This window comes from Streptomyces lacrimifluminis (assembly GCF_014646095.1).
Taxonomy (GTDB): domain Bacteria; phylum Actinomycetota; class Actinomycetes; order Streptomycetales; family Streptomycetaceae; genus Streptomyces; species Streptomyces lacrimifluminis.
In genome coordinates this window covers 66,407-80,003 of sequence record NZ_BMMU01000021.1, presented here as the reverse complement: position 1 = coordinate 80,003, position 13,597 = coordinate 66,407, and the positions used below count along the sequence as shown (strand labels likewise).

12 protein-coding genes and 1 tRNA gene are annotated in these 13,597 nt (G+C 67.5%); 10 read left to right on the top strand and 3 right to left on the bottom strand.

Annotation, left to right across the window (positions count from 1 at the left end; all coding sequences use genetic code 11):
- Positions 1–61 precede the first annotated feature (61 nt).
- The 7 genes from IEY89_RS27445 to IEY89_RS27415 all read left to right on the top strand — a co-directional run bounded on the left by IEY89_RS27445 (position 62) and on the right by IEY89_RS27415 (position 7,419).
- Positions 62–526: a PaaI family thioesterase gene (locus IEY89_RS27445; RefSeq protein ID WP_189150185.1), complete on the top strand. Its 465-nt coding sequence runs from the start codon at positions 62–64 to the stop codon at positions 524–526.
- Between the two features lie 270 nt (positions 527–796).
- The gene (locus IEY89_RS27440) at positions 797–1,468 is read left to right on the top strand and encodes a hypothetical protein (protein WP_189150184.1); all 672 of its coding nucleotides are present in this window, start codon (positions 797–799) and stop codon (positions 1,466–1,468) included.
- 217 nt (positions 1,469–1,685) lie between these two features.
- A complete protein-coding gene (locus tag IEY89_RS27435; RefSeq protein WP_189150183.1) occupies positions 1,686–2,918 on the top strand; it encodes a branched-chain amino acid ABC transporter substrate-binding protein in 1,233 nt (410 codons plus the stop codon).
- A 118-nt stretch (positions 2,919–3,036) separates the two neighbouring features.
- Positions 3,037–3,969 (top strand): branched-chain amino acid ABC transporter permease, encoded by a 933-nt coding sequence (locus tag IEY89_RS27430; protein ID WP_189150182.1) that lies wholly within the window; start codon positions 3,037–3,039, stop codon positions 3,967–3,969.
- A gap of 5 nt (positions 3,970–3,974) precedes the next feature.
- Positions 3,975–5,801 (top strand): branched-chain amino acid ABC transporter permease, encoded by a 1,827-nt coding sequence (locus tag IEY89_RS27425; protein ID WP_189150181.1) that lies wholly within the window; start codon positions 3,975–3,977, stop codon positions 5,799–5,801.
- A 5-nt stretch (positions 5,802–5,806) separates the two neighbouring features.
- Positions 5,807–6,706 carry an ABC transporter ATP-binding protein gene (locus IEY89_RS27420; protein WP_373287299.1) on the top strand — a complete coding sequence of 300 codons (900 nt, stop codon included), beginning with the start codon at positions 5,807–5,809 and terminating at the stop codon, positions 6,704–6,706.
- Positions 6,703–7,419 (top strand): ABC transporter ATP-binding protein, encoded by a 717-nt coding sequence (locus tag IEY89_RS27415; RefSeq protein WP_189150180.1) that lies wholly within the window; start codon positions 6,703–6,705, stop codon positions 7,417–7,419. Before IEY89_RS27420 ends, IEY89_RS27415 begins: the two co-directional genes overlap by 4 nt.
- A 75-nt stretch (positions 7,420–7,494) precedes the next feature.
- Here the strand turns inward: IEY89_RS27415 and IEY89_RS27410 are convergent, their stop codons facing one another.
- Positions 7,495–8,151: an ANTAR domain-containing response regulator gene (locus tag IEY89_RS27410; RefSeq protein ID WP_189150179.1), complete on the bottom strand. Its 657-nt coding sequence runs from the start codon at positions 8,149–8,151 to the stop codon at positions 7,495–7,497.
- 102 nt (positions 8,152–8,253) lie between these two features.
- Here IEY89_RS27410 and IEY89_RS27405 point away from each other — a divergent pair.
- Both IEY89_RS27405 and IEY89_RS27400 read left to right on the top strand, forming a co-directional pair.
- Positions 8,254–8,326 (top strand) — tRNA-Leu (locus IEY89_RS27405).
- A gap of 105 nt (positions 8,327–8,431) precedes the next feature.
- Positions 8,432–9,196 carry a transcriptional regulator gene (locus tag IEY89_RS27400; protein WP_189150178.1) on the top strand — a complete coding sequence of 255 codons (765 nt, stop codon included), beginning with the start codon at positions 8,432–8,434 and terminating at the stop codon, positions 9,194–9,196.
- A gap of 46 nt (positions 9,197–9,242) precedes the next feature.
- Here IEY89_RS27400 and pyk read toward each other — a convergent pair whose 3' ends face one another.
- Both pyk and IEY89_RS27390 read right to left on the bottom strand, forming a co-directional pair.
- Positions 9,243–10,679 (bottom strand): pyruvate kinase, encoded by a 1,437-nt coding sequence (gene pyk / locus IEY89_RS27395; protein WP_189150177.1) that lies wholly within the window; start codon positions 10,677–10,679, stop codon positions 9,243–9,245.
- 218 nt (positions 10,680–10,897) lie between these two features.
- Positions 10,898–11,614 (bottom strand): SIMPL domain-containing protein, encoded by a 717-nt coding sequence (locus IEY89_RS27390; RefSeq protein WP_189150176.1) that lies wholly within the window; start codon positions 11,612–11,614, stop codon positions 10,898–10,900.
- 150 nt (positions 11,615–11,764) lie between these two features.
- On the opposite strand from IEY89_RS27390, the gene IEY89_RS27385 reads away from it, so the two are divergent.
- The gene (locus tag IEY89_RS27385) at positions 11,765–13,570 is read left to right on the top strand and encodes a bifunctional metallophosphatase/5'-nucleotidase (RefSeq protein WP_189150175.1); all 1,806 of its coding nucleotides are present in this window, start codon (positions 11,765–11,767) and stop codon (positions 13,568–13,570) included.
- Positions 13,571–13,597: the final 27 nt, after the last annotated feature.

The window sequence follows — 13,597 nt, the reverse complement described above, 5'->3', positions numbered from 1 at the left end:
CTCAGTGGATGGACGTAGCGTACGGACGCCGCAGCGACCAGGACGAACGGAGCCGGGCCCCATGGGTGAGCAGCAGCACGTGAAGTTCCCGCAGGAAGTCATCGACGAGTACACGGCACTGGGTATCGACGTGGTCGCCATGTTCTCCGCGGGCCACCTGGGAAACCGGATGGGCGTGCAGATCGTCGAGGCGTCCGCCGACCGTGTCGTCGGCACGATGCCCGTCGAGGGCAACACACAGCCGTACGGGCTGCTGCACGGGGGCGCGTCCGCGGTGCTGGCCGAGACGCTCGGGTCGGTCGGGGCGATGCTGCACGGCGGCAGCACGAAGATCGCCGTCGGCGTGGACCTGAACTGCACCCACCACCGCGGGGCCCGCTCCGGACTGGTCACCGGTGTGGCCACGCCGGTGCACCGGGGGCGGTCGACGGCGACCTACGAGGTCGTGATCACGGACGAGGCCGACAAGCGCGTGTGCACGGCGCGCCTGACATGCCTGCTGCGGGACGCGCCCACGGCCGGCTGAGGGAATCCCCGCCCCCGCCGCCCCAACAACACCCACACCCCTCCCCCGGGGCGGCACCCCAGACCCCCGCCACGGCCCTGGACGGGCCTCGCCCTCGAACACCGGACGGACCGGGGGGTGCGGGCCGGGGCCGAGAGGTGACGAAGCCCGGGCAGCGCGGCCCGCGCCCCCCCCGGCCGGCGGAAACCCCGGCCCGGGCCGCACCCGTCCCGAGGTCACCGTTGCCCGCCCCCCGACCCCCCACTACGGTTCCCCCATGAGGCTGCGACCATGACCGGCATCGGCCCCGTCGAACCCGTCAACTCGCCGGACGCGCAAGAGACTTACGAAGTCATCGGTGCCGACACACCGCGCCTCACGGACCGCTGGCGAGCCCTGTCGCCACGCGTCCGCAGAGCCGTTCTCGGCACCACCGCGCTCGCCGTCGCGGCAGCCGGAGTCATCGCCCTGCCGCCTGCGAAGCCGTCCGCCCCCACGGGCACCCTCGACCCCATGCCGTGGCCTGCGAACGTCACCACGTTCCGGTACACAGGACTCGCCGCGACCTTCGCCTCCGAACCCACCAGCGGCATGTACCGGTTCGCGGTGACCGTACACAGCGGCCCACCCGTGACCCTGCGCGTCACCGGCGCCGCCTTCGACGGTCTCACCGCCCGCATCTCGCCCACCGAGACCTCCACCGTCAGCGCCGGGACCACCCGCCGGATCACCGTCCAGATCTCGGTGGTCGACTGCGCGGGCCTTCCGCTTGACGCAGGCATGCCCTCGCTGGACGTAACGCTGCGTAACGCGCGCGCAATACAAAGGCACAGTTTCATCTTCGGCGGTACATACCCGCACGACCTCTCCGAACTCCTCCACAAGGCCTGCGGCCCGGTGCCCGCGCGGCCAAGCCGACGGGCGACCGGAAGTGCAAATTCTCAAAATGTGGACGGCGGATAATTTGTGACAAACTGGCCGATAACATCCGCGTCTCAGGGATCATCAACCGGCACGTCATAACAAGAAAGTCACAAGCCAGCCCTCACGATGCCTTCACGCTCGGACCAGGGCTTAGAGTCACGGCCAGTCACCGCGCCATCGGACTCGAAGTCATTTCGGCCCAGCGCTCGACTCAGTCGCTTCCGCGGGGAAGGGACGTGCCACGAAAGGACTGATCGTGCGTCAACGCTCGCTCATCGCCCTAACCGCCACCTTGGCGGCAGGAGCTCTCACCCTCAGCGCCTGCGGTTCGCGCGACGACAAGGGTGACTCGGACTCCGGCAGCGGTGGCACCACCGTGACCATCGGTGTCGACGCCCCGCTGACCGGCGACCTGTCCGCACTGGGCCTCGGCATCAAGAACTCCGTCGACCTCGCCGCCAAGCAGGCGAACGAGAAGAAGTACGTCGACGGCATCACGTTCAAGATCGAGGCCCTCGACGACCAGGCCCAGCCCTCCTCGGGCCAGCAGAACGCCACCAAGCTGGTCGCCGACAAGGCGGTCCTCGGTGTGGTCGGACCGCTGAACTCCTCCGTCGCCGAGTCCATGCAGAAGGTCTTCGACGACGCCAAGCTCGTCGAGGTCTCCCCCGCCAACACCAACCCGGCCCTGACCCAGGGCACGGACTGGAACGGCGGCACCAAGACCCGCCCGTACAAGTCGTACTTCCGCACCGCGACCACGGACGCCATCCAGGGCCCGTTCGCCGCGCAGTACGTCTTCAACGACTCCAAGAAGAAGAAGGTCTTCGTCATCGACGACAAGAAGACCTACGGCGCCGGTCTGGCCGCCACCTTCACGGAGGAGTTCAAGAAGCTCGGCGGCTCGGTGGTCGGCACCCAGCACATCGACCCCGAGACCAAGGACTTCTCCGCGATCGCCACGCAGGTGAAGAGCTCCGGCGCGGACGTCGTCTACTACGGCGGCGAGTACCCGCAGGCCGGCCCGCTCAGCAAGCAGATCAAGGCCGCGGGCGCCAAGATCCCGGTCGTCGGCGGTGACGGCATCTACAGCGCCGACTTCATCAAGCTGGCCGGCGCCAGCGCCACCGGCGACCTCGCCACCTCGGTCGGCGCGCCGGTCGAGGAACTGCCCTCCGCCAAGGAGTTCGTCGCCAACTACAAGGCCGCGGGCTACAAGGAGGCCTACGAGGCCTACGGCGGCTACTCCTACGACTCCGCCTGGGCGATCATCGAGGCCGTGAAGAAGGTCGTCGAGGACAACGACGGCAAGCTCCCGGACGACGCCCGCGCCAAGGTCACCGAGGCCATGCAGAACGTCTCCTTCGAGGGTGTGACCGGCAAGGTCTCCTTCGACGAGTACGGTGACGCCACGAACAAGCAGCTCACCGTCTACGCCGTCGAGAACGGCGCCTGGTCGCCCGTGAAGTCCGGTACCTACACCGGCTGACCCTCACCCACAGCACGGAAGAGCCGCGCGGGGCGCCGCACCACAGGCGCCCCGCGCGGACTCACATCCGGTCACATCCGTCGAACATCCGACATCCGAACGTCTCGGAGGACATGCGGTGAACGAACTGCCGCAGCAGCTGGTCAACGGCCTGCTACTGGGATCCATGTACGGGCTCGTCGCCATCGGCTACACAATGGTTTACGGCATCGTCCAGCTCATCAACTTCGCCCATGGCGAGATCTTCATGACCGGGGCGTTCGGCGCTCTCACGGTTTATCTGTACATCATGCCCAACGGCACCACCATGTGGCTCGCGCTGCCCCTCATGCTCGTCGGCGCCGTCCTCGTCTCCGTCACGGTCGCCGTAGGAGCGGAACGGTTCGCCTACCGCCCCCTGCGCAGCGCGCCACGCCTCGCCCCCCTCATCACCGCCATCGGCCTCTCCCTCGCCCTCCAGCAGGCGGTGTGGGCCTGGTACCCGAAGGCCACGTCGTCCATCGTCTTCCCGAACATCCCCGGCGGACCCTTCGAGATCGGCAGCGTCACCATCCAGACCGGTGACATCTTCCTCTTCACCGCCGCCCCCATCAGCATGGCGATCCTCGCCTACTTCGTGATGAAGACCCGCACCGGACGCGGCATGCAGGCCACCGCCCAGGACCCGGACACCGCCAAGCTCATGGGCATCAACACCGACCAGATCATCGTGGTCGCCTTCGCCCTCGGCGCCGCCTTCGCCGCCGTGGGAGGCCTGGCCTACGGCCTCAAGTACGGCGAGATCAACTTCCGCATGGGCTTCATCCTCGGCCTCAAGGCCTTCACCGCCGCCGTCCTCGGCGGCATCGGCAACATCTACGGAGCCATGATCGGCGGCCTCGCCCTCGGCCTCGCCGAAACCATGGCCACCGCCTACATCGCCGACGTCCCCGGCATGTCGCAGCTCGGCGGCCAGTCCTGGGCCAACGTCTGGGCCTTCGTACTCCTCATCCTCGTACTCCTGTTCAGGCCACAGGGCCTGCTCGGCGAGCGCGTTGCGGACAGGGCGTGACACCGATGACCACACAGACCACCACCCCCGAGTCGCCCAGCACCCCGAACCCGGGAACGCCCGAGGGCCTCGTCCCCATCCCCCCGGCCATCGGCCGCGCCCTCGCCACCGGCGGCGGCGCCCTCACCATCGTCTCCGCCTTCCTCGCCTGGACCTGGACGTCGGCGTTCCCCGGCGACCTCACCGTCTACGGCTACCCGGGCGGCCTCCAGGTCCTCGTCCTCATCGGCGGCGTCCTCACCACCCTGTTCGGCCTCGCCTCCTACGGCGTCAAGGGCCTGGGCTGGCTGGTACCCGCAGGCGCCACCAGCGCCCTCCGGCTCGCCGCCCTCGGTACCTTCGCCACCGCCTGGTACACGATCCTCGCGATCACCTTCCAGCTCGGCGGCATCGTCAACCTCGAACCCGGCGGCTACATCGTCGCCATCGCCACCCTCGGCGCCCTCCTCGGAGCACTCGCCCTGCCGTTCGAACGGCCCGAGCCCGACACCGCCGACCCCGAGGACACCCCCCGCGAGCGACTCGTCCTCGACGCACGCAACAACATCGCCGTCATCAAAGCGGCCTTCGCCTCCGGCACCCCCACCCCGGCCCGCAAGCTGCCCGCGTACGCCGAGATCCTCATCATCGTCGCGGTACTCGGCCTCGCCCTGACCGTCTTCACCTACGGCATCGGCACCGAATACGACGAACTCTTCCTCGGCTTCCTCCTCACCACCGGCTTCGGCTTCGCCGCCGTCGCCAAGGCCGGCCTCGTCAGCAGGATCTCCGCCATCACGGCGAAGCACCGCAACGTGACGCTGCTCGGCGCCTTCCTCGCAGCCGCCGCCTTCCCCTTCACCCAGTCCGACGACCAGTACGCGACCATCGGCGTCTACATCCTGATCTTCGCCACCGTCGCCCTCGGCCTGAACATCGTCGTCGGCCTCGCCGGCCTCCTCGACCTCGGATACGTCGCCTTCCTCGGCGTCGGCGCCTACACCGCGGCCATGGTCTCCGGCTCCCCCTCCTCCCCCTTCGACATCCACCTCCCGTTCTGGCTGTCCGCCCTGCTCGGCGCCGCCGTCGCCATGATCTTCGGCGTCCTCATCGGCGCCCCCACCCTGCGGCTGCGCGGCGACTACCTCGCCATCGTGACCCTCGGCTTCGGTGAGATCTTCCGGATCGGCGTCCTCAACATGGACGGCACCTCCGGCCCGGACATCACCAACGGCTCCAACGGCATCTCCTCCATCCCCAACCTCAACATCCTCGGCTTCGACTTCGGCCAGGCGCACAGCTTCGGCGGCTTCACCATCGCCCGCTTCGCCAACTACTTCCTGCTGATGCTCCTGATCACCCTGATCGTCGTGATCGTCTTCCGGCGCAGCAGCGACTCCCGTATCGGCCGCGCCTGGATCGCCATCCGCGAGGACGAGACCGCCGCCCTCGCCATGGGCATCAACGGCTTCCGGGTCAAGCTCATCGCCTTCGCCCTCGGCGCCGCCCTCGCCGGCCTCGCCGGTACGGTCCAGGCCCACGTCACCTACACCGTGACCCCCGAGCAGTACCAGTTCGCCCACGTAGTACCGCCCAACTCGGCCTTCCTGCTCGCAGCCGTCGTCCTCGGCGGCATGGGCACCATCAGCGGCCCCCTCGTCGGCGCCGCACTGCTCTACCTGATCCCGGCCAAGCTCCAGTTCCTCGGCGACTACCAGCTCCTCGCCTTCGGCCTCACGCTCGTCCTGCTGATGCGCTTCCGCCCGGAAGGCCTCATCCCGAACCGGCGCCGCCAGCTCGAATTCCACGAAGACGCGGAAGCACCCACAGTCCTCAGCAAGACAGGGGTCTGACCACCATGACTACCGAAACCACCGCACCGAACACCGCCGCCACCGGCCAGGCCGTACTCGACGCACGCGGCGTCACCATGCGCTTCGGCGGCCTCACCGCCGTACGCAACGTCGACCTCACCGTCAACAGCGGCGAGATCGTCGGACTCATCGGCCCCAACGGCGCCGGCAAGACGACCTTCTTCAACTGCCTCACCGGCCTCTACATCCCCACCGAGGGAGAGGTCCGCTACAAGGGCACCGTCCTGCCGCCCAAGTCCTTCAAGGTCACCGCGGCCGGCGTCGCACGCACGTTCCAGAACATCCGTCTCTTCGCCAACATGACGGTCCTCGAAAACGTGCTCGTCGGCCGCCACACCCGCACCAAAGAAGGCCTCTGGTCCGCACTCCTGCGCGGTCCCGGCTTCAAGAAGGCCGAGAAAGCCTCCGAAGAACGCGCCATGGAACTCCTGGAGTTCATCGGCCTGGCCCACAAGCGCGACCACCTCGCCAGGAACCTCCCCTACGGCGAGCAGCGCAAGCTCGAGATCGCACGAGCCCTGGCCAGCGAGCCCGGGCTGCTCCTCCTCGACGAGCCCACCGCCGGAATGAACCCGCAGGAGACCCGGGCCACCGAGGAACTCGTCTTCGCCATCCGCGACCAGGGCATCGCCGTACTCGTCATCGAGCACGACATGCGGTTCATCTTCAACCTCTGCGACCGCGTCGCCGTCCTCGTGCAGGGCGAAAAACTCGTCGAAGGCGACAGCGCGACCGTGCAGGGCGACGAGCGTGTCGTCGCCGCCTACCTCGGAGAACCCTTCGAAGGCGCCCCCGGCACCGACGAGATCACGGAGGTCTCGGCAGCCGAGACACACGCCGACACCACCAAGGACGCCGCGCCCGGCAAGGAGACCGACCGATGACCGCACTCCTGGAGGTCGAGGACCTCCGAGTCGCCTACGGCAAGATCGAAGCCGTCAAGGGCATCTCGTTCAAGGTCGAAGCCGGCCAGGTGGTCACCCTCATCGGCACCAACGGCGCCGGCAAGACCACCACCCTGCGCACCCTGTCGGGCCTCCTCAAGCCCGTCGGCGGCCAGATCAAGTTCGACGGCCGGTCGCTGAAGAAGGTCCCCGCCCACCAGATCGTCTCCCTGGGGCTCGCCCACTCCCCCGAGGGGCGGCACATCTTCCCCCGCATGACCATCGAGGACAACCTGCGGCTCGGCGCCTTCCTCCGCAACGACAAGGCCGGCATCGAGAAGGACATCCAGCGCGCCTACGACCTCTTCGCCATCCTCGGAGAGCGCCGCAAGCAGGCCGCAGGAACACTGTCGGGCGGCGAACAGCAGATGCTGGCCATGGGCCGCGCGCTCATGTCCCAGCCGAAACTGCTGATGCTCGACGAACCCTCCATGGGCCTCTCGCCGATCATGATGCAGAAGATCATGGCCACCATCGCCGAACTCAAGGCATCCGGCACGACGATCCTCCTCGTCGAGCAGAACGCCCAGGCGGCGCTCTCCCTCGCCGACCAGGGACACGTCATGGAGGTCGGCAACATCGTGCTCTCCGGCACCGGTCAGGACCTGCTGCACGACGAGTCCGTACGGAAGGCCTACCTGGGCGAGGACTGATCCTCCCCAGGCCACGAAGAGGCCCGCGCCCCCTTGCCAGGGGACGCGGGCCTCTTCCGCTGTACCGGGCGGAGGCTACCCCTTCGCCGCCTTCTTCTCCTCGGCGTCCGCGATGACCGCCTCCGCGACCTGCTGCATGGACATGCGCCGGTCCATCGACGTCTTCTGGATCCACCGGAACGCGGCGGGCTCGGACAGGCCGTACTCCGTCTGCAGGACCGACTTGGCGCGGTCGACGAGCTTGCGGGTCTCCAGCCGCAGGGTGAGATCCGCGATCTCCTTCTCCAGCGTCCGCAGCTCGTTGAACCGCGACACCGCCATCTCGATCGCCGGCACGACATCGCTCTTGCTGAACGGCTTCACGAGGTACGCCATGGCCCCGGCGTCCCGGGCCCGCTCGACGAGGTCGCGCTGCGAGAAGGCGGTCAGCATCAGCACCGGCGCGATGGACTCCTCGGCGATCTTCTCGGCCGCCGAGATGCCGTCGAGCTTCGGCATCTTCACATCGAGGATGACGAGGTCGGGCCGGTGCTCACGGGCGAGCTCCACGGCCTCCTCGCCGTCACCGGCCTCACCGACGACGGAGTAGCCCTCCTCTTCGAGCATCTCCTTGAGATCGAGCCGGATGAGCGCCTCGTCCTCGGCGATGACGACACGGGTCGTCAGCGGAGGCACGTGCGACTTGTCGTCGTCGGGCGCGTCTGCGGGCTGGGGCGACTCGGGGGCGGTCACGGGGGCTCCTTGATCAGGGCAGGGGTGCTGCTCCCAAGAGCGTACCCAGCTGCGGTATGGTGGTGTCACGGCGGGTGACCGCTGACCTTCGTTTCGAAGGGGGCCCCGGTAGCCCAGCGGTAGAGGCCATGGATTCAAAACCCATCCAGCGTCGGTTCGAATCCGACTCGGGGCACTTTTCCTTGGATTGCAAGGTAGCTACAGAAAGCGGATGTTCTCATTCTAGTGAACATCCGCTTTTTGCTGCGCGTCGACGTGGGCAACCCCACAGGCTGTCCACATGTACGACGTTGGCACTCGCGAGCGAGTCCTGGTTCTGGTGGGTCAGGGACGCAGCCTGAACTCCGTCAGCAAGGAGACGGGGATATCCCGCGCCGCAATCCGCTCCTGGCAGACGCGAATCGACCCGTTACCACGTATGCAGGTGAGCCCGTGCGTCCGATGCCGGCCTGTCCCGAGCCAGCCCGAAGACACAGCGGCCTATTCCTACCTGCTCGGCCTGTATCTCGGTGACGGATGTATCAGCGCCCATCCGCGCACGGGGCACTACCTGCGCATCGCGTGCGCGGACGCGTGGCCCGGTCTGATCGACGCGTGCGAAGCGGCCGTACAGACGCTGAACCCTGGAAAGCGCGCTTACCGTGTCCAAGCTCAGGGCTACGTTTCCGTGGTCGGCTACAGCGCCCACTGGCCCTGCTTGTTCCCTCAGCACGGGCCCGGCAAGAAGCACGAGCGCCGGATCGTTCTCGACGACTGGCAGCAGGTTGTCGTCGACTCGCACCCATGGGAGTTCATCCGGGGACTCGTCCACTCCGACGGCTGCCGAATCACCAACTGGACCGAGAAGGTCATCGCCGGTGAAATCAAGCGCTACGAATACCCGCGCTACTTCTTCACGAACCTCTCGTCCGACATCACGCGGCTCTACACCGACGCCCTCGACAAAGTCGGGGTCGACTGGAAACGGCCGAACGGCAAGAACACCTCCGTCGCCCGCAAAGCCTCCGTAGCCCTGATGGACATCCAGGTAGGCCCCAAGCACTGAACCGAAAAGGGCCCCTCCGCCGGGAGGGGCCCTTCGCTTTCATGGCCTACTTGGGACTGTCGTCCTCGCCGATGTGGTGCACCCGCACCAGATTGGTCGACCCCGAGACCCCGGGCGGGGAGCCGGCCGTGATCACCACGATGTCGCCCTTCTGGCAGCGCCCGTACTTCAGGAGCAGCTCGTCCACCTGGTCGACCATCGCGTCCGTCGAGTCGACGTGTGGGCCCAGGAACGTCTCCACGCCCCACGTCAGCGTCAGCTGGGACCGGGTCGCCGGGTCCGGGGTGAAGGCCAGGAGCGGGATCGGGGAGCGGTAGCGGGAGAGGCGCTTCACGGTGTCGCCGGACTGGGTGAACGCGACCAGGAACTTCGCGCCGAGGAAGTCGCCCATCTCGGCCGCCGCGCGGGCCACGGCGCCGCCCTGTGTGCGGGGCTTGTTGCGGTCCGTGAGGGGCGGTAGGCCCTTGGCCAGGATGTCCTCCTCGGCCGCTTCGACGATCTTCGCCATCGTGCGGACCGTCTCGATGGCGTACTTGCCCACGCTCGTCTCGCCGGACAGCATCACCGCGTCCGTGCCGTCGATGACCGCGTTCGCGACGTCCGAGGCCTCCGCCCTGGTCGGGCGGGAGTTCTCGATCATCGAGTCGAGCATCTGGGTGGCGACGATGACCGGCTTGGCGTTGCGCTTGGCCAGCTTGATCGCGCGCTTCTGGACGATGGGGACCTGCTCCAGGGGCATCTCGACGCCGAGGTCGCCGCGGGCGACCATGATGCCGTCGAAGGCGGCGACGATGTCGTCGATCGCTTCGACCGCCTGCGGCTTCTCGACCTTGGCGATGACCGGGAGGCGCCGGTGTTCCTCGTCCATGATGCGGTGGACGTCCTCGATGTCGCGTCCGCTGCGCACGAAGGACAGCGCGATGACGTCGAAGCCGGTGCGCAGCGCCCAGCGCAGGTCCGCCTCGTCCTTGTCGGAGAGGGCGGGGACCGACACCGCCACGCCGGGGAGGTTGAGGCCCTTGTGGTCGGAGATCACTCCGCCTTCGACGACCCTGGTGTGGACGCGGGGTCCGTCGACGGCGGTGACTTCCAGGCAGACCTTGCCGTCGTCGACGAGGACGAGTTCGCCCGGGGTGACGTCGGTGGCGAGGCCCGCGTACGTGGTTCCGCAGGTCTGCTGGTTGCCTTCGACGCCTTCTTCGACGGTGATGGTGAAGGTGTCGCCGCGTTCGAGGAGTACGGGGCCTTCGGCGAAGCTGCCGAGTCGGATCTTCGGGCCTTGAAGGTCGGCGAGGAGGCCGATGCTGCGGCCGGTTTCGTCGGCGGCCTTGCGGACGTGCTGGTAACGCACCTCGTGTTCGGCGTGGGTGCCGTGGCTGAGGTTGAAGCGGGCTACGTCCATTCCGGCATCGACCAGTGCTTTGATCTGGTCGTACGAGTCGGTGGCGGGGCCCAGGGTACAGACGATCTTTGCTCGACGCATACTTCGAGCGTAGGCCTTACCGGTGGGTAGCGAATTGGCCCTGCATGACTACTCAACAACCTTTGCGTGAAGGGTTATTGACAACGATTGAACTGTGCGCGGGGCTGCTCTGATGAGCATTTCGGCTGAACATTTCAGTGGTCTGTTCACCTGCCTGTTCACCTGCCTGTTCTCCTATCTACTCACCTGTCCGTTCGCCCGTCTGTTCACCTGTCCATTCACAGCTGTGGCGGCGCCATCGTGAAGCGGGCGTTCACCTGTGCGTAGACCTGTTGCCGCTGCGGTTCCAGGTCGAGTGGTGCCGCCTCGTCCGCGGCCTCGGCGCCGGCGAAGGCCGCGCGGTGCAGGGAGCGGGACTGGGCCTCGTACCCCATGGGCTGTGCGGCCTCGGCGCCCACGTCCGCCAGTTCCACCAGGGCCGCCAGCGAGGTGCCCAGGGCTTCCGCGTACTCGCGAGCCCGTTGTACCGCTTCCCGGACCGCCTGTCGGCGGGCGTCGCGGTGGGCCGGGGAGTCGGGGCGCAGGGCCCACCAGGGGCCGTCGACCCTGGTGAGGTCCAGGTCGGCGAGGCGGCTGGTCAGTTCGCCGAGGGCGGTGAAGTCGGTGAGTTCGGCGGTGAGGTGGACGCGGCCGTGGTAGGCCCGGACGCGTTCTCCGCGGCCGTGTCTGGTGAGTTCCGGGGCGATGGAGAAGGCTCCTGTTTCCAGGCGTTCCACTGCCTCGCCGTACGTTTTCACGAGGTCGAGGACGGTGGCGTTGCGGCGGGTCAGGTCGTCCAGCGCCGAGCGGCGGTCTGTGCCCCTTGCGCCGATGGTGATGCCGATGCGGGCGATCTCGGGGTCGACTTCGAGGTGGGCTTCGCCGCGGACGGCGATGCGGGGGGCGTCCGGGGTGCCGTAGGGGACGGCGGTGGGGTGCTCCGGGCTGGAGGTCATACGTCCCACTCTGTCACTCGCGGGGCGGTTGCGGACGGTGTTCCGGAGTCTGGCGGTCACCAGATCGAAACCTTGGGGGGCTGTTGCCGCCGGTCGTGTCCGGGTCAGAATCTACGCGCGTCATTGACCATTCCCCGAGGAGCTCGAAACATGCCGTTGAACCGCCGGAAGTTCCTGAAGAAGTCCGCTGTGACCGGGGCGGGGGTGGCGCTGACCAGTGCTGTCGTGGCGCCGGCGGCGCAGGCCGCGGAGGCGAGGAAGCCCGCGAAGCCGGGGAAGCGGTACTCCCTGACCGTGATGGGCACGACCGACCTGCACGGGCACATCTTCAACTGGGACTACTTCAAGAACGCGGAGTACTCCGACGCGAAGGGCAACGCGCAGGGGCTGGCCCGTATCTCCACGCTGGTGGAGCAGGTCCGCAAGGAGAAGGGGCGTTGCAACACGCTGCTGATCGACGCGGGCGACACGATTCAGGGCACCCCGCTGACGTACTACTACGCGAAGGTCGACCCGATCACCGCCAAGGGTGGTCCGGTGCACCCGATGGCGCAGGCGATGAACGCCATCGGGTACGACGCGGTGGCGCTCGGCAACCACGAGTTCAACTACGGCATCGAGACGCTGCGCAAGTTCGAGTCGCAGTGCCGTTTCCCGCTGCTGGGTGCGAACGCGCTGGACGCGAAGACGCTGAAGCCCGCCTTCCCTCCGTACTTCATGAAGACGTTCCAGGTGAAGGGTGCTCCGCCGGTCAAGGTGGCGGTGCTGGGGCTGACGAACCCGGGGATCGCGATCTGGGACAAGGCGTATGTGCAGGGGAAGCTGACGTTCCCGGGTCTGGAGGAGCAGGCGGCGAAGTGGGTGCCGAAGCTGCGTTCGATGGGCGCGGACGTGGTGGTCGTGTCGGCGCACTCGGGGTCCTCGGGCACTTCGTCGTACGGTGACCAGTTGCCGTACATCGAGAACTCGGCGGCGCTCGTGGCGCAGCAGGTGCCGGGTATCGACGCGATTCTTGTCGGGCACGCGCACACGGAGATCGCCGAGCTGAAGGTCACCAACACGGCGACCGGCAGGACGGTGGTGCTGTCGGAGCCGCTGGCGTACGCGGAGCGGTTGTCGTTGTTCGACGTGGAGCTGGTGTTCGAGAAGGGCAAGTGGGCTGTCGAGTCGGTCGCGGCGACGGTGCGCGACTCGAAGACGGTCGCCGATGATCCGAAGATCACCAAGTTGCTGAAGGACGAGCACGACGTTGTCGTGGCGTACGTCAATCAGGTGGTCGGTACGGCGACGGACCCGCTCACGACGGTGGAGGCGCGTTACAAGGACGCTCCGATCATCGACCTGATCACGAAGGTCCAGGAGGACGTGGTGAGGGCGGCGCTGGTGGGGACGGCGTATGCCTCGCTGCCGGTGATCGCGCAGGCGTCGCCGTTCTCGCGGACGTCGGAGATCCCGGCCGGCGAGGTGACGATCCGGGATCTGTCGAGTCTGTACGTGTACGACAACACGCTGGTCGCGAAGTTGATGACGGGCGCGCAGGTGCGGGCGTACCTGGAGTACTCGGCGCAGTACTTCGTGCGGACGGCGGCGGGTGCGGCGGTCGACGTGGAGAAGCTGACGAACGCGGAGAACCGGCCGGACTACAACTACGACTACGTGTCGGGGCTGACGTACGACATCGACATCGCGCAGGCGGCGGGTTCGCGGATCAAGAACCTGGCCTACAACGGTGTGGCGTTGGATGACGCGCAGCAGTTCGTGTTCGCGGTGAACAACTACCGTGCCAATGGCGGCGGGGCGTTCCCGCATGTGGCGTCGGCGCAGGAGTTGTGGTCGGAGTCGACGGAGATCCGGACGCGGATCTCCGAGTGGGTGACGGCGAAGGGTGTGCTGGATCCGAAGGAGTTCGCGTCGGTGGACTGGAAGTTGACGCGCGACGGCACGCCGGTGTTCTAGTCACCGGTCTTCGGTGAGCGGCGGGGT

Coding starts and splice junctions, on each gene's coding strand:
- pyk (WP_189150177.1), bottom strand. CDS start 10,679: ATGCGTCGAGCAAAGATCGTCTGTACCCTGGGCCCCGCCACCGACTCG.
- IEY89_RS27420 (WP_373287299.1), top strand. CDS start 5,807: ATGACTACCGAAACCACCGCACCGAACACCGCCGCCACCGGCCAGGCC.
- IEY89_RS27440 (WP_189150184.1), top strand. CDS start 797: ATGACCGGCATCGGCCCCGTCGAACCCGTCAACTCGCCGGACGCGCAA.
- IEY89_RS27400 (WP_189150178.1), top strand. CDS start 8,432: ATGTACGACGTTGGCACTCGCGAGCGAGTCCTGGTTCTGGTGGGTCAG.
- IEY89_RS27385 (WP_189150175.1), top strand. CDS start 11,765: ATGCCGTTGAACCGCCGGAAGTTCCTGAAGAAGTCCGCTGTGACCGGG.
- IEY89_RS27390 (WP_189150176.1), bottom strand. CDS start 11,614: ATGACCTCCAGCCCGGAGCACCCCACCGCCGTCCCCTACGGCACCCCG.
- IEY89_RS27445 (WP_189150185.1), top strand. CDS start 62: ATGGGTGAGCAGCAGCACGTGAAGTTCCCGCAGGAAGTCATCGACGAG.
- IEY89_RS27415 (WP_189150180.1), top strand. CDS start 6,703: ATGACCGCACTCCTGGAGGTCGAGGACCTCCGAGTCGCCTACGGCAAG.
- IEY89_RS27425 (WP_189150181.1), top strand. CDS start 3,975: ATGACCACACAGACCACCACCCCCGAGTCGCCCAGCACCCCGAACCCG.